The sequence below is a fragment of the Williamsia sp. Y721 genome, assembly GCF_059683565.1.
This window is the reverse complement of record NZ_JCASNH010000001.1, coordinates 746,275-767,497: the sequence shown is the minus strand read 5'-3', so window position 1 is coordinate 767,497 and position 21,223 is coordinate 746,275. Positions and strand designations below refer to the sequence as shown.

At 66.5% G+C, this 21,223-nt stretch carries 1 protein-coding gene (cut by a window edge); it reads right to left on the bottom strand.

Going from position 1 to position 21,223, the window contains the following annotated elements:
* Positions 1–64: 64 nt before the first annotated feature.
* Positions 65–21,223 carry the 3' portion of a non-ribosomal peptide synthase/polyketide synthase gene (locus tag AC56PL_RS03145; protein ID WP_497152993.1) on the bottom strand. Its footprint extends 12,834 nt past the window's final position, so the window shows 21,159 of its 33,993 coding nt (coding positions 12,835–33,993); the start codon falls outside the window, past its right edge; it ends in the stop codon at positions 65–67.

The window sequence follows — 21,223 nt, the reverse complement described above, 5'->3', positions numbered from 1 at the left end:
CTCTGATACCTGCTGCCCGTAACCCCTAGGATCCACAAGGGGTTACGGGCAGCAGGCGTTCACGTCAGCGGGCGGCGCGTTCGGCCAGTGCCTGCAGGGCCAGCATCCAATGCTGGACCAACTCGTCGAGGTCGTCGCGCTCGAGCACGTCCGGCAGGTAGGTCACATACGCCCGGACCACGGTCCCGTCCGGACCCGCGGTGGCCATCGACTGGATGTCGATCTCGGCCTGCGCCGGCATCCGGTTGCCACGCGCGATCACCTCGGCGTCATCGACGCTTCCCAGATCCGGACCGTTGACGTCGGGGAACCACGGCGCGCGGGCCACCTCGGCAGGCACATCGCCGCCGGGGATCGTCCCGATGTAGTTGAAGACGATCTGCGGGTCGGCGAACCTCGAGAGAACCTGGGCACCTTCGGTATCGAGATAGCGCAGCATTCCGTACCCGATCCCGCGTTCCGGGTTGGCCGCCATGGCCTCCCGGGTGCGGGTGAGTACGTCGTCGGCGATTTCTGCCCGGGCGTACAGCTCGTCGATGTTGATGCCGTCGAGGTCGATCCGGGTCGGGAACATCGACGTGAACCAGCCGACGGTCCGGGACAGGTCGGCACCCGGCACAACTGCTTCCTGCCTGCCGTGACCCTCGAGTGTGAGCAGGGTGTTGGTGATCTGGTAACCACGATCGCGCCGCCACCCGACAACGGCTGCAGCGAGTCCGGCGACCAACTGGTCGGCCACCGTGACATCGGCGCCTGCCGCCGCCAACAGCGGTTCGACGATCGCGGCCGGAATCTCGACCTCCATGCGGCTTTGCAGGTCCACCCGATCCCGGGTGACGTCGAGGCGGCGTGCACCCAGAGCCGGGTCCTCCCCACCGAGCACCGCCGACCAGTGGTCCAGCTCACCGCGGCGAGTTCCGGCCTGGGCGTGCTGTGCGACGGACCACTGGGTCCACGTGGTGCCGGCATCCGGTAGATCCACTGCCCCACCGGCAGAGACCTGCGAACCCGCAGTTGCGATGTCGGCGACCAGGATCCGCCACGACACCGCGTCGACAACGAGGTGGTGGGCGACGATGAGCAACCGGCCGGTGGCGTCCGGACCCGCGTCAAGCCACACGAACTGCAGCATGACCCCGGCCTCGGGATCCACGCGGTCGACGCCGTCAAACAGCGCATCACGCAGTGCGGTTTGGTATCCCGGCTCTCCCGGACGCGCATCACCGGCGAGTTCCACCCGCGACAGGAGCGACCTGACGTCCACGCCACCGGCAGGAGCGATCACCAGGGTGCGTTCATCGCTGTCCAGTCGCGAGCGGAGCACGTCGTGCTGATCGGTCACCGCACTCATCGTCGCGACGATGTCGTCTTCTGTCACACCCACGGGCAGGTTGACGACCATCGGCATCACGAACCGGCTGTGGTCGCCACCGCGTTCGATCATCTTCACGGCAACCGGACTCAACGGTGCGATACGCGTATGAGCGGCAACCTCTCCCGGGATCTCGTCCACAGATGCTGTTGCGGTTGTTGTCGATGCGGCCGCGGCCAGTGCGGCGATGGTACGCAACTCCAGGACGTCCCGGGCGGTGAACTTCAGGCCGGCACTGCGCGCCCGGCTCACCAGCTGCATCGCCATGATGCTGTCGCCTCCGAGCTCGAAGAACGAGTCATCGGCTCCGACTTCGTCGAGTCCGACGATGTCGGCGACGATCTGGCAGAGCAGTCGTTCGTCCTCGGTCTCCGGGGCGCGCCCTGCCGTCGAGACGGCCTCGGGCAACGGCAATTCGCGGCGGGCGATCTTGCCGGATCGTCCACGCGGGAACTCGTCGAGCACCACGATCGTCTCGGGCACCATGTAGGAGGCCAACATTCGCGCGGCGTGTTCGCGTATCGCGGCCGGGTCGACGTCGTGCCCGGCGCGCCTGCTGACGTATCCGACGAGTCGCTGGCGGCCGCCGTCGGTGTGTATGACCGCGGCGGCCTGCTCGACCAGGTTATGGCGGGCCAACGCCGTTTCGATCTCTTCGAGTTCGATACGCAGGCCGCGCACCTTCACCTGGAAATCGACACGGCCGACGTAGTCGAGGGTGCCGTCGGGTAGCCGCCGCACCCGGTCGCCGGTCCGGTACATCACCGAACCTGCCGGACCGTGGACCGCAGGCACAAACCGCTCAGCGGTCAGATCCGGCCGTCCGAGGTATCCGCGGGCGAGCTGCTGCCCGGAAAGATAAAGCTCGCCAACAGCTCCCACCACACAGGGACGCAACCAGCGGTCGAGCACCACGCTCCGGGTGTTCCACACGGGCGCACCGATCGGCGTGATGTCGGCCGCGACGCGAGCGTCGGTCCGGCCATCGGCACCGTCGGCAGCAACGTGCGACGTGGCGTCGACGGTGACCTCGGTGGGTCCGTACAGGTTGACCACTCGCGTCTCTGCGAGTGCGGCAACCCGTGTGGCCAGCGACAGCGGTAGAGCCTCGCCGCCGCTGAACACCAGCCGCAGTGTCGAGACGGTCTCGGGTGTGGCCTGCTGTGAGAAGACGGCCAGCACCGATGGCACGAACTGCACGATCGTCACCGCGTGGCGGGCGATCAGGGCCACGAGCTCGTCGACGTCCCGATGTGCCTGCGGTGGGGCCACAATCGTGCGGGCACCCACCAGTGCCGGTGCGAACATCTCCCACACCGAGGCGTCGAAGGTGAACGGTGTCTTGTGCAGCACGATGTCGTCGGCCGAGAAGTCGTGTTCGGCTGCCATCCACCGCAATTGGTTGACCAGCGCCCGCTGGGTGATCTGGACACCCTTGGGGCGACCGGTCGACCCGGAGGTGAACAGGACGTACGCAAGCGATTCCGGATGAATGCGTCCACGCCGCTCGGTGTCCCGGAGCGCACTCGCATCGGCTGGTTGCAGATCGGGTGCCGTCAGATCCACGCAGACAACACCGCGCAGTGCCGATCGCACACGGCTCAGCAGGTCAGCGCTTGCGACGACGCAACGCACGCCGGCATCGCTCACCACGGTCCGCAACCGGTCGTCCGGGCCGTCGATGTCCAGTGGCAGGTACGCCCCGCCTGCTTTGAGGATTCCGTAGACCGTCGCCACCTGTTCGAGCCCGCGCTGCATCGCGACGCCGACAATGCTGTCGGGTCCGATGCCCTGAGCGATCAGGGCCCGGGCACGCCGGTTCGTCAGCGCGTCGAACTCGGCGAAGGTCAGTTCGGTGCTGTTGTCCCCGAAGGCGATTGCCGAAGGCGTGGCCTTCACCTGATCGGCGAACAGCTGCATCGCGGTGCGGTCGGGGATCTCCCGATCGGTGGCGTTCCAGGTCTGCAATTGCGCAGTCACTTCGTCCTGGTCCAGCAGGTCCAGCTCATGCACCGGCGTCCAGCTCGCCTGCGCGATGGTGTCGAGCACCTGCACGATCCGGTTGGCCAGTATCTCCGCCCGATCACCGGAGATCAAGGCCGGGACGTACTTCAGGGTGAGCGCCAGATCCGGATCCGCCTGCGCGAGAACGGTCACCGGATAATGCGAGGCGTCGTTGATCTGCGCCCCGGCGATGAACATGCCATCGATGCCGGACTCGCCCTGCTGACGGGTCCGGTCCACCGGATAGGACTCGAAGACCGTCAGCGTGTCGAACAGCACCGGCAGACCCGCGGAACGCTGAATGGTCGGCAGACCGACGTGATGGGCTTCGAGCAAACCGGCCTGCTCGGACTGGATCCGTTCGAGCAGCCCGATGATCGTCTCGCGTTCGCCCAGCCTGATCCGCACCGGAATGGTGTTGATGAACAGGCCCAGAATCGATTCCACGCCTGCCACCTCTGGCGGGCGGCCCGAGACCGTCGCACCGAAGACCACGTCGTCGGTACCCAACGTGCGTGCGAGCACGATGCCCCAGGCTGCCTGCACCAGGGTGTTCATCGTCAGACCGCGCTCGCGTGAGAGATCGGCCAGACCGCTCGACGTGCGCCCACTGATGTCCAGCGCCAACTCGGTCGGCACGGTGTCACCGGCATCGGCGGCCGCGGTGTCAGTCGCCACGGTGTCCTCGACCAACAGCGTCGGCGAATCCAGCCCATCGAGCGCCTGCTGCCACGACGAGATCGCCGCGGAGGCATCACGTGCGGCGAGCCAGACCAGGAAGTCACGGTAGGACCGAGTCCGCGGCAGATGGGTGTCGTCGCCTCCGGTGGCGTAGAGGACGAAGAGCTGCTCCATCAGCAGCGGCCCCGACCAGCCGTCGAGCAGGATGTGATGGTTGGTCAGCGACATCCGGTAGCGCTCAGCGCCGTTCTCGTCCGGCCCCATCCGCAGCATCATCACCCGTACAAGCGGTGGTGCCGCCATGTCGAACCGGGCGCTGCGATGTTCGAACAGCAGTCGATCGGCCTCGCGGTCTGCAGCGGCGGCATCGTCGCCGTACTCCGCGCCCAGATCGATCAGCTGCCACGGCGCTTCGACACCGGCGGCCACGAACTGCACCGGCGAACCGTCGCCGATGTGCCGGAAACCGACCCGCAGGTTGGGGTTTCGGTCGATGAGGGCGCGCACGGCGTTCCGCATCCGCTCGGTGTCCACCGCGCCTGCCAACTCGAAGACGATCTGTGCGGTGTAGATGTCGATGTGCTGATCGGCGACCTCGGCGTGGAACAGCATGCCCATCTGCAACGGTGACAGGGACCAGATGTCCTCGATCGCCGCGAAGTCGTTCTCGAGTGCCTCGATCTCGTCCTGTGCGATCCGGACCAACGGCACATCGGACGGAGTCAGGCCACCCGATGCCGGCGAATTGTCATGTGCCGCCAGAGCAGCCGCGGCCGACGCCCACAGGTCACCCAGTTCGCGGACCTCGTCGGACTGCAGGATCCCGCCCGCGTAGGCCAGCGAGGCCGACAGCCGTGGACCATCCGGGTGATCGGTGGTGACAGCGTTGATGCTGAGCACGGCTGGTGCGACCATCCCCGCGTCCTGGGCGCCGCCCAGTGGCCCGCCGTCGGTCGCCCGCTGCCACCCGAAATCGGTTGCTGCGTCGGTGTTGCCGTCGTGTCCGGCCGCAACCCTACCGAGGTAGTTGAATCCGATCTGTGCGCCGCGGTAGTCGGCCATCGCGCGGGTCCGCTCATCGCCGCCGTACGCCAGCAGCCCGAAACCGATTCCGGCCTGCGGGACCGCGAGCAGCTGTTCTTTGACTGACTTGATGGCCGCACCGGCAGCGGGGCCACCGGTGAACGCGTCGTCGACGTCGATCCCGGACAGATCCAGCGCCAGCGGGTACATCGAGGTGAACCAGCCGACCGTACGGGAGAGGTCGGCACCGCCGACCGCATCTTCCTCACGACCGTGACCTTCGAGGTCGATGATGACTGAGCCGACGTCCGATCCCCGACGAGAACGCCACACCCGCACCGCCATTGCCAGCGCGGTCAGCAGCGCATCGTTCACACCACCGCGGTAGGTGGCGCTCACGCCGGTGAGCATCGACTCGGTCACCTCGGTGCCGAACTCGAGGTCCAGGCGCTCGATGGTCGCGGCCACATCCCGCTCCGGGTCGATGCGACGGGTCCCCAGCACGGGATCTTCCGTCTCGACGATCGTTGTCCAGTAGTCGATCTCGTCGCTGTGCTGCGGGGCGGAATCGACGAGTGCGGTGGCCCAGGCGCGCAGCGACGTGCCGATCTCGCCCAGTTGCGGCGTGCCGCCGTTCTCGCTCTGTCCCCAGGCCACGGCGAGGTCGGGCAACAGGATCCGCCACGACACCCCGTCGACGACCAGGTGGTGTATCAGCACGTAGAGCCGTCCGGTGACACCGGCCGGACTGCCGGCGGCAGGATCGAACCAGACCACCTGGACCATCGAACCGGTCGCCGGATCGAGGCGTGCGATCGCCTCGGCGGCCGCGGCCTGGGTGATCTCGATGAACTCGGGGCTTCCCGGCGCAGCGGCGAATTCGACCCGGGTCAGAACCGACCGTGGGTCGACCGAACCGACAGCGCCGACCTCGAGCCGGGCCGATCCGTCGCCGATCACCAGTCGGGACCGCAGGGCGTCGTGCCGATCGAGCACCGCGCCGACCGCGGCCAGCAATCGGTCCGCGCCCGGATCTGCGGGCAGCGTGAGGAAGCTTGCCTGCGAGAACTCGCGGTACTCCCGACGGCTTTCCACAAGCCAACGCATGATCGGGGTCAGCGGCAGCGAACCCACGCCGCCGCCGGGCAATTCGTCGAGCATCTGGATCTGTGCATCGGCCGCGACCTGGGCGACCTGGGCCAGTTCGGCGATCGTCCGCCGATCGAAGACGTCGCGCGGAGTGAACACGATGCCCGCGGATCGGGCCCGCGACACCAACTGGATCGAGACGATGCTGTCGCCGCCGAGCGCGAAGAACGAGTCGTCGACACCGATGCGACCGGCACCCAGGACCTCGGAGAACAGCTCTGCGAGTCGCTTTTCCATCTCGGTACCCGGCGCCCGATAGGCGTCGGAATCCGCACCGAAGACCGGTTCGGGCAGTGCCCGACGATCCAGCTTGCCCGCAGGTGTCAACGGCACCGAGTCCAGCACCGTGATCGACGAAGGAACCATGTGTCCGGGAAGACGTTCTCCCAGAGCCGAACTGAGCTCGGCAGCCATCACGTTCCGGCCGGGATGCGGATACACGTACGCCACCAACACCGTCTGTCCGGTATGCGGATGGCGGTGCCCCATGGTCACGGCGAAGCTGACGTCGGGATGATCGCCGAGCGCGGCATCGATCTCACCGAGTTCGATACGGAAGCCGCGAACCTTCACCTGATGGTCGCTGCGACCCAGGAACTCGAGCTCGAAGCGACCGGTGGACACCTGCTTCCACCGCACGACGTCACCGGTGCGGTACATGCGAGATCCCGGCTTGCCCAACGGATCGGCGACAAAACGCCCGGCCGTCAGGCCTGGCCTGCCCAGATACCCGCGGCCCACCGAAGCGCCCGAGACATAGAGTTCGCCTGCCACGCCCGGCGGCACCGGTTGCAGCCGCGAGTCGGCCACCAGAGCCCGCACACCCGTGACCGGCCCACCGATCGTGACCGGCTGCTCCGCATCCATCTTCCCGGTCGAGGTCGACCAGATGGTCGCCTCCGACGGCCCGTACAGGTTGAACATCGAGCGTCCGGGCGCCCAGCGCCGGACCAGCTCGGGAGGACAGACATCGCCTGCAACAGCGATCATCTCGATATCGCCGAGCCCGTCGGCGGGCACGGTGGCCAAGGCCGCAGGAGTCACGAATGCGTGTGTCACCCGGTGCTCGGCGAGCAACCTCGCCAGATCGGGTCCACCGAAGATCGTCGACGGTGCGATCACCTGGGCCGAGGCCGACGCCACCGCCATCATGATCTCGAAAATCGAGGCATCAAAGCTCGGGGACGCGAAGTGCAGGACCCGTGATGCCCGCGTGAGCTCGAATCGCGGAGCCATCTCGGCGATCAGGTTCGCCAGTCCGCGGTGCGTGGTGCCGACACCCTTGGGCCTGCCGGTCGAACCCGACGTGAAGATCACATAGGACAGATCATCCAGCGACGCCCGTACCGCGACCGGTTCGCCTGGACCGTCCCCACCATCGGTGTCGACGGATCCGTACTCCGAATCGGCAGACAGCGGTAGCCACTTGGTGAGCTGCGGAAGCCTGTCGACCAGGTCGCCGGTGGTCAGACCGATCGTCACGTCCGCGTCGACGATCATGTTCTCGATGCGCGCGGGGGGATAGTTGGGGTCGATCGGCAGAACTGCCCCACCTGATTTCACGATCGCCCAGAAGGCGGTCATGGACTCGATGGAACGGCCGATCGCCAGCGCCACCGGCGTGCCCGGCCCGACACCGTGTTCGAGGAGCTGCCGGGCATGACGACTCGCGCGCCGGTCGAGTTCACGGTAGGTCAGCGATGTGTCGCCACAGATCAGGGCGACTCCGTCGGGATGGGCGGCCACCGCTTCGTCGAAGATCTCGATCATGGTGCGCGGCGGTACATCCGGAGCCCCGGACACCGGCGAGAGGGCAGCCCGCTGCCCGCTCTCGAGGAGGTCGATGTCCCCGACCCGGACGTCGGGGTTGGCGGCAATGGCCGCCACGATCGCACTGAACCGCTGTGCCAGAGCGGCAATCGTCTCAGGATCGAACAGCGCCGTTGCGTAGGTGAACTGCGCCGACAGGCCGGTTGCTCCGGCCTCGTCGACGGTGTCGGCCAGTGTCAGCTGCAGGTCGAACTTGGTTGTGGGGGTTGTTGATTCCAGCGCCGAGACACGCATGCCCGGCAGTTCGAGTACGGCCCGCTCGTTGTTCTGGAATGCCAGCGCGACCTGGAACAGCGGCGCGTACGACGTTTCACGCTCCGGCGCCAGGTGTTCGACCAGTCGCTCGAACGGGATCTCTGTATGGGTGAACGCCGCGATGTCGGTGCTGCGCGTCCGGGCCAGCAGATCGCTGAACCGCTCACCGGGGTCAACAGCAGTCCGCAACACCAGGGTGTTGACGAACATGCCCACCAGATCATCGAGTTCGGGTTCACCGCGCCCGGCGATCGCCGTCCCGACGACGACGTCGTCAGTGGTACCGGAACGGGCGAGCAGCACTGCCAGAGCGGCGTGGCAGACCATGAACATCGTCGCCCGATGATCCATTGCCACCCGCTGCAGGCCATCACGCACCGACGTATCGAGCCCGAACTCGAACGAGGCGCCTGCCGTGGACTGCACCGGCGGACGGGGTCGATCCAGTGGCAGGTCGATGACGTCGGGGATGCCGTCGAGTTGCTTTGTCCAGTACTCGATCTGACGTGCGGCCAGGGATTCGGGATCGGCTTCGTCTCCCAGGACCCGGCGCTGCCACAGGGCATAGTCGGCGTATTGCACCGGCAAGGGAGCCCAGCTGGGCTCGCTGCCCGCGGTTCTGGCGGTGTAGGCGACCATGATGTCGCGCGCCAACGGGGCAACCGAGGAGCCGTCGCCGCTGATGTGATGGATCACCATCACCAATACGTGTTCGTTCGCCTCGCGCCGCAACAGCGCGATCCGTACCGGGATCGACTCGGTCACATCGAATCCGACGCCGATCAGCGAACGCAGCCGAGCATGCAGGTCGTTGTCGTCGGCGACCTCGTGGATGTCGAGGGTCGAGGCCGAATCGGGCAGGTCGCTGCCGTCGACGATCAGCTGCCGTGGTCCGTGGCCGTCGTCCGGGTACCGGGTTCGCAGGATCTCGTGGCGATGCACCACATCGGCCACCGCGGCGCGCAATGCTTCGGTGTCGAGTTCGCCCGACATCGCGATGGCGGCCGGGATGTTGTACGCCGGTGACGCCGTGTCGAACTGGTTGATGAACCACATCCGGCTCTGTGCCGGAGACAGCGGTATCCGGTCCGGACGCGGTCCGGCGATCAGCGGGGGACGATCGCGGCCACCGTCGGCCCGCTCGGCCAACTGCGCGAGGCCGGCGACCGTCGGTTCGACGAACAGATCACGGACAGCAAGATCTGATCCCACCGCCGCGTTGATCTGGGCCACGACCCGTGTTGCGGTCAGGGAGTTCCCGCCGAGCACGAAGAAGCTGTCGTGGACACCCACGAGATCGACACCGGCGAGATCGGCGAAAATGCCTGCCACGATCTCCTCGACCGGTGTCCGCGGCGGCTGATATCCCTCGGTGCTGGCGAATACCGGCTCGGGCAACGCCTTTCGATCGAGTTTGCCGTTGATGCTCAGCGGTAGCTCATCGAGCGGCACGACCACTGCAGGCACCATGTACGCGGGCAATTCCTCGGCGGCGGCCGCCAACACGGCGTGGGTGTCCGGCGCCGCGGCGCCCTCGGTCACCACGTAGGCCACCAGCTGTTCCCCCACGTGCGGGTCGCTGTGGACGGTCACGACTGCGGCCCGTACCTGCGGCGACTGCAGCAGGACACGCTCGATCTCGCCGAGTTCGATGCGGAATCCACGCACCTTCACCTGGAAGTCGCTGCGCCCGACGTATTCGAGCGTGGGCGATTCACCCGCGACCGCAACCCAGCGGGCCAGGTCGCCGGAGCGATACATCCGGGTCCCGTTGCCGCCGAACGGATTGGCGACAAACCGTTCGGAGGACAGATCACTGCGTCCCTGGTACCCGCGGGCGAGTTGGGCACCGGCGAGGTACAACTCACCGGTCACCCCGTCCGGCACCGGCTGCAACCGGGTGTCGAGGACGTAGATCTGCGTGTTCCACTCGGGGCGACCGATCGGAACCACCGAGCCGATCGTCGCGGGCACCGGTTGGTGCGTGACACTGACCGCGGCCTCCGTCGGCCCGTACAGGTTGTGCAACTGCGGAACGGGGCCGGTGCCTGCGGTCAGCTGCCGGAACCGGTGCACCACATCAGGAGTCAGCGCCTCACCGATGCAGAGCACGTGGCTCAGCGACGTCAGATGCTCGGGCCGGGCATCGGACAGGAAGGCTCCGAGCAGTGAGGGCACAAAGGTCACGGTGGTCACGCCGGTGCGTTCGATGAGTCCGGCTAGGTAGACCGGATCCCGATGCCCCTGCGCGTCGGCAACCACCAGACGGGCACCCGCGGTCACGGCCCACCAGAACTCCCAGACCGAGAGGTCGAAGGTGGCCTGGGTGCGCAGCAGCAGTGCGTCGTCATTGCCGAGCCGGAACTCGGAGGTGATCCAGTTGAGCTGGTTGACGATTGCCGCATGCGACACCGCCACACCCTTGGGCCTGCCGGTGGAACCGGAGGTGTAGATGACATAGGCGGTGTTCTCCGGGCGCAACGGCGCCAACCGGTCATTGTCATCGATCTCGTCCACCGACACCGACGAGGTGTCGAGTTCGGTCAGATCCACCACCTCGACGGCGTCGGGCAGGCCGGACGGCCGCTCCCCCGCCACCAGCACCATCACCGGCTGCGCGCTGTCGATGATGTAGGAAATGCGATCGAGGGGATGATCGGGATCGATGGGCAGGTATGCGCCACCTGCCACCGAGACCGCGTACATCGCGACCACAAGATCGAGTGAACGTGGCATGGCCAGTCCGACAACGGTTTCCGGACCGACACCGCGATCGATCAGAACCCGGGCAACGGCGTTGACCCGCGAACGGAGTTCAGCGTAGGTCACCGCCTGCTCGTTGTCGCACTCGATGGCGACGAGATCCGAGTTGTCGTTCCACGATTGCTGCAGCGCGGCGGCCAGTGTTCCTGCAGACAGCACCACCGAGGTGTTGTTGCGACCCCGCAGCACCTCCCGACGCCCTCGCTCCGTCAGCATCGGCAGATCACCGACGGCGGTGTACGGCTCGGCGACGATCTCACCGACAAGGGTGACAAAGCGGCCTGCGAAGGTGTCGACCGTCTGCGCGTCGAAAAGGTCGTCGGCATAGGTGAACACCGCGTCGAGGCCTGCGGGCCTGCCTGCGTCGTCATAGTTGTCGGACAGGATCAGCTGCAGGTCGAATTGGGCGACACCGTCCGGCAATTCGACCGGTTCGATGCTCAGACCGGGCAGTTCCAGACTGGACCGCTCCATGTTCTGGAACGACAGACCGACCTGGAAGATCGGGTGATGCGCGGTGGACCGGACCGGGTTGAGGACCTCCACCAGACGCTCGAAAGGCACGTCGGCGTGGGAGAACGCCTCAGCGTCCCGGTCGCGAACGGCATCGAGAAGTGTGTTGAAGCTGCGGCCGAGATCGATGTCGGTCCGCAACGCCAGCGTGTTGACGAACATGCCGATGACACCCTCGACCTCACTCTCACCGCGACCACCGATCGGTGTGCCGACAGTGATGTCGGTATTGCCGCTCAGGCGGGCCAGAAGCAGGGCGTAGGCGGCGTGGAAGGCCATGAAGGTACTCGCGCCCCTCGTGCGCGCCAGGTCCGCCATGCCGCGGTGCAGATCCGCCGAGATGCTGAACGCATGCTGCCTGCCGCGCAGCGACTGCACGGGTGGACGCGGACGATCGGCGGGCAGTTCCAGCTGATCGGGTACACCGTCGAGATTGCGTTTCCAGAAGTCGATCTGCGTCGACAGCAGGCTGTTCGGGTCCTTCTCGTCGCCGAGGAGTTCGCGCTGCCAGATCGAGTAGTCGGCGTACTGCACCGCCAACGGTGTCCAGCGCGGGCTCTCGCCCTGCGACCGCGCCGCGTAGGCCATCGCGAGGTCACCGACAAACGGTGCCACCGATTGGCCGTCGGCCGCCACGTGATGGATGACCATGGCCAGCACGTGCCGGGTCGGGTTGACCTGCAACAGGCCGATCCGCACCGGCACCGCGGTGGTCACGTCGAATCCCCGCGAGACGAATTCACGCATCGTGTCGGCGACCGTCTCTTCGGTCGTCTCCAGGAGCTCGATCTCGGGAGTCGCCTGGGCCGGCGTCAGGATCACCTGATGCGGTCCGGCCGGTGAATCCGGGTAGACGGTCCGCAACGACTCGTGTCGGGCCGCCACATCGGCGATCGCCCGCCGCAGTGCAGGCAGGTCGAGATCGCCGACCAGGGTGACCGCCGCCGGGATGTTGTATGCGACCGAATCGGGATCGAACCGGTTGAGGAACCACATCCGGGTCTGAGCCAGCGACAACGGGATCCGGACCGGCCGGGGGCGTGCCACCAGTGGCTGCCTCTGCGTGCGCACACCGGTCTCCGACGAGAGCCGCTGCGCGAGTTCGGCAACGGTGGGAGCTGCGAACAACTCCCGCACACCGATCTTTCCGCCGAGGGCGGCACTGGCGCGCCCGACCACCTTGGTGGCACTGAGTGAGTTGCCGCCGAGGTCGAAGAAGCTCTCGTCGATGCTGACCTCGGATACGCCGAGTACCTCGGCGTAGACCTCGGCCAACGTGGCCTCGATCTGGTTGCGCGGTGCGATGTATGTCCGCTCGCCCACGGTGAACACCGGCGCCGGTAGCGCCCGCCGATCCAGCTTGCCGATCGGGGTGAGCGGAATCGAGTCCAACAACATGACAACCGTCGGCACCATGTGCTGCGGCAGATGCTCGCCCACAGCGCGTTTGAGCGACTCCACATCGATCTCGCGATCGCGCTTGGCCAGGACGTAGGAGACCAGGACGTGATCGCCCTGCGGACCCGGGGTGCCGAGTGTGATCGCGAAGTCGACGTCGGGATGCGCGTCCAGCACCCGGTCGATCTCCCCCAGCTCCACGCGGAAACCACGAATCTTGACCTGGAAGTCGCTGCGGCCCACATACTCCAGCGAGTTGGGGTGCACATCCGCGTCCATGCTGTACCGCACGAGGTCGCCGGTGCGATACAGACGCGCCCCGGGTTCGCCGTAGGGATCAGGCACAAACCGTTCGGCGGTGATCTGCGGACGATTGAGGTAACCCCGCGCCACCCCGGGCCCGGCCAGGTAGAGCTCACCGACAACACCGCGCGGAACCACGCGCATCCTCGAGTCCAGGACGCGGGTGGTGACTCCTCGCAACGCAGAACCGATGGTCACCCGGTCGCCGGCATCGAGGGCGGGAGTGATGGTCACGATGACCGTGGCCTCGGTGGGGCCGTACGCATTTCGCAACGCGCCCGGCCAGCGGTCGGTCAGTTCCGGAGGACAGACGTCGCCACCGACGACAACCGAGCGCACCGAGTCGAGCCCGGCGGGGTCGACCGTCATCAACGCGGTCGGCGTCATGACCACATTGGTGACTTGTTCGGCGGCGATCAGCTCGGCCAGTTCGGAGCCACCGAAGACGTCCTGGGGTGAGACGACAACGGTTGCACCGGCGGTGAACGCGGCCAGCAGTTCGCCGACCGAGGTGTCGAAACTCGGTGAGGCGACGTGCAGGAACCGGGAGTCCGGGCCTACGTCGTAGTGCTCGCGCACGTCCTGAGCGAGGTTTGCCAGACCGCGGTGCGTGACCACCACCGCTTTCGGCCTGCCGGTCGAGCCGGAGGTGTAGATCAGGTAGGCGACCTGGTCGAGCCGCATGGGGCTGATCCGATCGGCATCGGTGACGGCAGCACCGGATTCGTCACCGGTGGCCAGCTCGTCGATGTCGTGCCAATCGACCACAGCGGGCAGATCGCCGGCGTCCGCGGCGACGGTGATCCCGAACAGCGCCCCCGAGTCGTTGAGCATCTCCACGATGCGTTCGCGCGGGTAATCGAGGTTGATCGGGAGGTAGGCGGCACCCGTTTTCGCGATGGACCAGGTTCCGACAACAGAGGCCAGCGAGCGGTGGGTTCCCAGGGCGACAACGGTTTCCGGTCCGGCGCCCGCCGAGATGAGGCGACGAGCGATGGTGTTGGTCAGGCGATCGAGCTGGGTGTAGGTCAGCTCGCGACCCTGGTAGGAGACGGCGACGCCGGACGGGTTGATCCCGACCCCGCGGCCGAGTAGTTCTGGCAGCGTCTGTGGCGCGGTGCCCTCAGGCCCGGACACCGACACCAGATCGGCGAACTCCTCGTCACCGAGCACGTAGATGTCGCTGACGACCATGTCGGGGTCAACGGCCACCGCAGCCAGGATGCGATTGAACCGTTCGGCGAAATTGCGGATCGATGACGGGTCGAACAGATCGCTCGCATAGGTGAACAGGCCGCGCATCGCCGCGCCCGGTTCGTCGTTGTCGCCGATCGACAACTGCAGATCGAACTTGGCGACGTCGAAGTCGGCGCGTACCGGTGACACCCGCAATCCGGGGAGCGTCAGTTCGGGAACCTCGTTGTTGTCGAACGACAACGCCACCTGGAACAGCGGATGGTGCGCGGTCGAGCGGGGCACGTCGAGCACTTCGACCAGGCGCTCAAAAGGTATGTCGCCGTGCGCCATCGCATCGATGTCTGCCGCACGCACGGTGGCGAGAAGGTCGGCAAACGTCTCTTTGGGATCGACCTCGGTGCGCAGTACGACGGTGTTGACGAACATGCCGACGAGCGGATCGAGCGCCTGTTCACCGCGACCGGCGATCGGGGTACCGACAGCGATGTCGGTGACTCCGCTCATCCGTTCCATGAACACGGCCAGTGCCGCATGGATCAGCATGAACATGCTGACGTCGTGCGTACGGGCGATGTGCTGCAGCGCTTCACGGACCTGCGCCGGAACCTCGAACTGGTGGCCGCCACCGCGCAGCGACTGTGTCGCAGGCCGCTGATGATCCGTCGGCAGGTTCACCGATTCCGGTAGCCCTGCCAAGGTCTTGCGCCAGAATGTGACCTGCTGCGCGGCAAGCGAATCGGCGTCTTTCTCGTCGCCGAGAACCTCCCGCTGCCACAGGGTGAAGTCGGCATACTGCACGGCCAGCGGTTCGAAATCGGGGGCCACTCCGGACCGCCGTGCCTCATATGCCCGCAACAGGTCCGCGAACAGGGGCGCCATGGAGGCGCCGTCGGCGGCGATGTGGTGAACCACCATCATCAGCAGGTGCTCGGTCTCGGACACACGCATCAGCACTATGCGGATCGGCAGTTCGGAGCTCACATCGAAGCCGGCCACCGCATGCCTGCGGAGTTCCGCCTCGATCGCCGCCTGATCGGCGCGCACCTCGATCTCGCGGTAGATGTCGGTCACCGCGGCGTCCGCTCCGTGGATCACCTGATGTGGTCCGTCCGATGAATCCGGGAACGTGGTGCGCAACGACTCGTGACGCTGCGCCACATCGGCGATGGCCGCGCGGAGGGCCGAGACGTCGAGTTCACCGGACAGCCGCAACGGCAGCGGCAGGTTGTATGCCGGTGAGCTGGTGTCGAACTGGTTGATGAACCACATCCGGGACTGGGCCAGCGACAGCGGGATCCGTTCGGGACGCTCGCGCGGGAGCAGTGGTGGACGGGTGGAGACCGCGCCCGTACGCCCGGCTGCCAGCTCCGCCAGTTCCGCAACGGTCGGATGGTCGAAGATGTCGCGGACGCTGATCTCGATACCGAGTGCTGCTGCCACCCGCGCTGCCACCCGGGTGGCCCCGAGTGAGGTGCCGCCGATGTCGAAGAACGAGTCCGTGGCGCCCACCTGCGCAGCCTTGGCGACGTCGGCGAAGACCGCGGCAACTGCACGTTCGCCGGCTGTCCGTGGTTCGACGTGCTGCGAGTCGTCGCCGCCCGATTCCGGTCGGGGCAGCGCGGCGCGGTCGAGTTTGCCGTTGACCGTGAGCGGGAGCTCATCGAGGATCATGACCACATCCGGGACCATGTAGCTGGTCAGGAAATCTGCCACCGCAGCCCGAACTCCGGTGGTACCCAACGCGGCACCGAACTCGGGAACGACGTATGCGATCAGACGTTCACCGGTGGACAGGCCCTGCCCGTTCGCACCTTCGACGATCGCGACAGCCGAAGCCACGCCGTCGGTCCGCAACAGCGCTGCCTCCACCTCACCGAGCTCCACCCGGTAGCCGCGTAGCTGAACCTGGGAGTCGCTGCGCCCCAGGTATTCCAGTTGATCGTGGGTATTCCAGCGCGCGATATCGCCGGACCGGTAGAGCCGCTCGCCAGGAGCCCCGAACGGGTTGGCGACAAAGCGTTGGGCGGTCAGATCTTGCCGATCCAGATACCCCCGGCCGAGCTGGACGCCCGAGACGTACAGATCACCGGCAACACCCGTGGTCACCGGGTGCAGGCGGCCGTCGAGGATGTGGACCCGCAAACCACTGATGGGCTCACCGACCACCGACGACGTTGCCTGCGCGGCGAACTCGCGATCGAGGCGCATCTTCGTGACGTGCACGGTCGTCTCGGTGATCCCGTACATGTTCACCAGCACCGGAGCGGTGTCGGCGTGGCGGGAGTACCACCGGTCCAGCTGTCCGAGATCGAGCGCTTCGCCACCGAAGATCACGTACCGCAACGCCAGATCGCCCGATTCGGCCACCCGATCGGCCTCGGCGAATTGATAGAACGCCGACGGTGTCTGGTTGAGGACCGTGACCTGTTCCCGGACGAGGAGCTCACGGAACTCGTGCGGCGAACGCGACGTCGCGAAGTCGACCATGACAAGCGCGCCGCCGTACAGCAGCGGGCCCCATAGTTCCCAGACCGAGAAATCGAAGGCGTACGAGTGGAACATCGTCCACACGTCATTTTCGTCGAAACCGAAGTCACGCTGTGTGTTCCGGAACAGGGCCACCACTGTTTCGTGGGTGATCACAACGCCCTTGGGACGTCCGGTCGAACCCGACGTGTAGATCACGTACGCGGTGTTCGCGGGTACGAGCGGCCCGGCGAGCTCGGTCTGCGCCACCGGTGATCCGTCGAGGGTCGCGAGTTCGTCGGCGACCGAGGGCGCGTCGAGCACCACTGTGGTCGGCAACTCCGACGGCAACGCCGGCCGGTGGTTCTCGGTCATCAGCACCAAGACGGGCGCCGCATCATCGAAGACGAACTGCAGACGCTCGGCCGGGTGGCTGACGTCGATGGGCAGATAACCACCACCGGCCTTCAACACCGCCAGCAACGCCACCACCAGATCCGCGGTCCGCTCGAGTGCGATCGCCACCAGCTTCTCGGGTCCGACACCGCGGGCGATCAGCAGGCGGGCGAGTTTGTTGGCGCGTGCATCGAGCTCGGCGTAGGTGAGGACCTGGTCCCCGTCGATGAGAGCCCGGTTGTCGGGAGTGCGCACAACCTGTTCGTCGAACAACCGCACCAGGGTGGCATCCCGTGCCGATCCCTCCCCCGATTCCATGATGACAGAGGCGAGCATGCCCGTGAACTGTTCGGCGAAGCCGACGGCGGAGTCGCCTTCGAGAAGTCCGGGAAGCAACGTCGACAGCGCGACCGTGATGGCGGCCTCGGCACCGACACCGACCGCCGCCAGTGTCACCACGAGTTCGGTCGACTTGGCGTGCAGGGCGCCATAGGTCACATCGGTACCGTTGTGCGAGAGCGCGATTCCGTCGGGATTGATCCGCGCAGCGGTCTCCAGCAGTTCCGAGAGCGACTTGCCCTTGAGCTCGGCAAGTGCCGATCCGAAGCCCTCTGCCTCTGCACCATCGATCGATCGATCGTGCGAGCGGCGTTCGGCCGCGGTCAGGATGTCGATGTCCCCGACGACGACGTCCGGATCAGCAGCGATCGCGGTCAACACCGAGAGGAATCGCTGCGACATCGCCTCGACGGTCGACTCGTCGAAGATGTCCACCGCGTAGTCGAGTACCGCGTCGATACCCCGGCCCCGGCCGTCGGTTCCGAAGGATTCCGAAACACTGAGCCCCAGATCGGATTTCACATAGCGCAGCGGCGACTCGAGTCCGCTGACCTGCAGACCCGGCAACGTGACGGTGGGGATGTCGATGTTCTGCATCGTGAGCATGGCCTGCACCAGCGGCGCGTACTTGCGCGAGCGCACCGGTGCGAGTGCTTCGACAACCTGCTCGAAGGGCAGGTCGGCGTTGTTGAACGCGGCCAGGTCCGACGCCTTCGTCTCGGCGAGCATCGAGGTGAAGGACGCCGAGAAATCCACCCGGCTACGCATCACCAGGGTATTGACGAACATGCCGACCAGTCCTTCGACGGCCGAGGCATTGCGTCCGGCGGTCGGGGTGCCGACGGCAACATCGACCGAACCGCTCAACCGCGACAACAAGATCGCGTAAGCGGCGTGGACCACCATGAACAGCGTGCTCTCGTTGTCCTTGGCGATGGCGTGCAACTGCTGCTGCAGCTGCGCTCCGATCGTGAACCGAACCTCACCGCCTGCCACCGACCGCTTGTCGGTGCGCGGCCGATCTGTGGGGATGTCCAGCAGCTCGGGGAGCCCGGCAAGGTGTTGCCGCCAGAAGGAGATCTGCTGCGAGGCAACCGAATCCGCATCTTCTTCGGACCCCATCACAGAGCGCTGCCAGATCGCGTAATCGGCGTACTGCACCGACAGTGGCCGGAAGACCGGCGAGCTGCCTGCGGCGCGCGCCGTATAGGCGGACATCAGATCGGTGGCCAGCGGCACCAGCGACGAACCATCCGCCGCGATGTGGTGGATCACCAGGAGCACCACGTGATCGTCAGGTCCGACCTGGATCAACAACGCGCGCAACGGAGGCGCCGCGGTGACGTCGAATCCCTCGGTGGCCGTCTCGAGGCAGAGCGCGAGGAGTTCGTCCTCGGAGCCCACGGTCCCCCAGATCAGCGTCGGCGCAGCCTCATCGACGGTCAAGACCTTCTGGTAGGGCCCCTGGACCGAATCCGGATAGACGGTACGCAGGATCTCCTGCCGCTCCACGACATCGGTCAGGGCAGCGGTCAATGCAGCCTCGTCGAGCCGTCCCCGCAGTCGCAGACCGAGGGGGATGTTGTAGTCCGCGGCATCGGGATTGAGCCGGTTCACGAACCACATCCGCTGCTGCGCGAGCGACAGTGGGATCCGGTCGGGGCGCGGCTGCGGCGTCAACGGCCGAATGGGCATGCCGTCGAGATCCGGGGAGGCGCTGATCGCCTCGGCGAGATCTGCCACCACCGGTGCCTCGAACAGTATCCGAACACCAAGTCGCACACCGAGAACCTCGTTGATCCTCGCGATGGCGCGCGTGGCGGCAAGCGAGTTGCCACCGAGATCGAAGAACGAGTCGTCGGCGCCCACTGCCTCGACCCCCAGGACCTCGGCATAGGCCGCGGCGATCGCATGTTCCATCGGTGTTGACGGTTCCCGGTGTTCGGTCGCCGTCGACGCGAACTCGGGCGCGGGCAGTGCCCTCTTGTCGAGCTTCCCGATCGGGGTCAGCGGCACCTCGTCGAGGAACACCATCGAGCTCGGAACCATGAACTTGGGCAGGAACCCACCGGCATAGTCACCGAGGTCGCGCGAGTCGATGGTGGCACCGGGCTTCAGTTTCAGATAGGCGGCGAGCGCGGTGTCACCGGTGGGGCCGTCGACACCGATGGTCACGGCGAAGTCCACCGCGGGATGACCGGCGAGCACCGCGTCGATCTCACCGAGTTCGATGCGGAACCCGCGCACCTTGACCTGTTGGTCGGATCGGCCCATGTAGCCGACCTCGTAGCCGACGTGTCCGTCGGGACCGGTGACCGCAACCCACCGGACGACGTCACCGGTGCGATACATCCGCTCGCCTTGGGCGCCATACGGATTGGCGACGAATCGGGTCGAGGTCAGATCCGGCCGGTCGCGGTAGGCGCGGGAGACACCGGGTCCGCTGATGTACAGCTCGCCCGGGACACCGACGGGTACCGGATGCAATCGGCTGTCGAGTACCAGCGCACTCACACCGGCGATCGGAGCACCGATGGTGATCGGTTCACCGGCCGTCATCGGATCACTGATGTTGGTCATGATCGTGGTCTCGGTGGGGCCGTAACCGTTGTACAGGCGACGGCCGGGAGCCCAGCGCTGCACCAGATCTGACGGCACTGCCTCGCCACCGGCCACCACATCGGAGAAGTGCGGAAGACCCTGCGGGTCGATCGACGCCAGGGCGGCAGGCGTGATGAACGCATGCGTGACCTGATGCTCGGCCAGCAGTGCGTGGAGCTCGCCGCCGCCGTACACCCCTGGCGGCACGATGACCATGGTGGCGCCTGCACCCACGGCCAGCAGCAGTTCGAGGATCGACGCGTCAAAGCTCGGTGACGCAAAGTGCAGTGTGCGCGAGGACGTCCCGGTCCGGTAGCGGCGCCGCTGCTCGTCGCTGAAGGCTGCCAGTCCGCGGTGGGTGACCTCCACGCCCTTCGGCTTCCCGGTGGTGCCCGAGGTGTAGATGATGTACGCGCAGTTCGATACCCGCACGCTGCCGCGCCGTTCGGCGGCGGTGATCGGATCACCTGCGTGACGGTGCAACGCCGGATCGTCGATGTCGAGCCAGTCGATTGTCTTCGGCAGCCGCATGGCGTCGACGCGACGCGTCATACCGATCCGCGCCCCGGAATCGGCGAGCATGTGCGCCACCCGATCGGCCGGATAGTTCGGATCGACAGGCACGAACGCCGCACCACTTCGAGCAACCGCCCACACCGCCAGCACCGATTCGATACTGCGGGTGATGCCCAGTGCCACCACGTCTTCGGGTCCCAGACCGCGTGAGATCAATTCCCTGGCAAGGCGGTTCGATCGGTTGTCGAGCTCGCGGTAGGTCATGGCCTGCTCGCCGCAGATCAGCGCGACACCATCGGGGTCAACGGCCGCTGCGTGGTCGAGCAGATCGATCAGGGTTGCCGGTTCCGGCGCGGGTACACCGCGCACGGGAACCAGGTCGGTGCGTGCCTGCTCGTCGAGCAGGTCGATCTCACC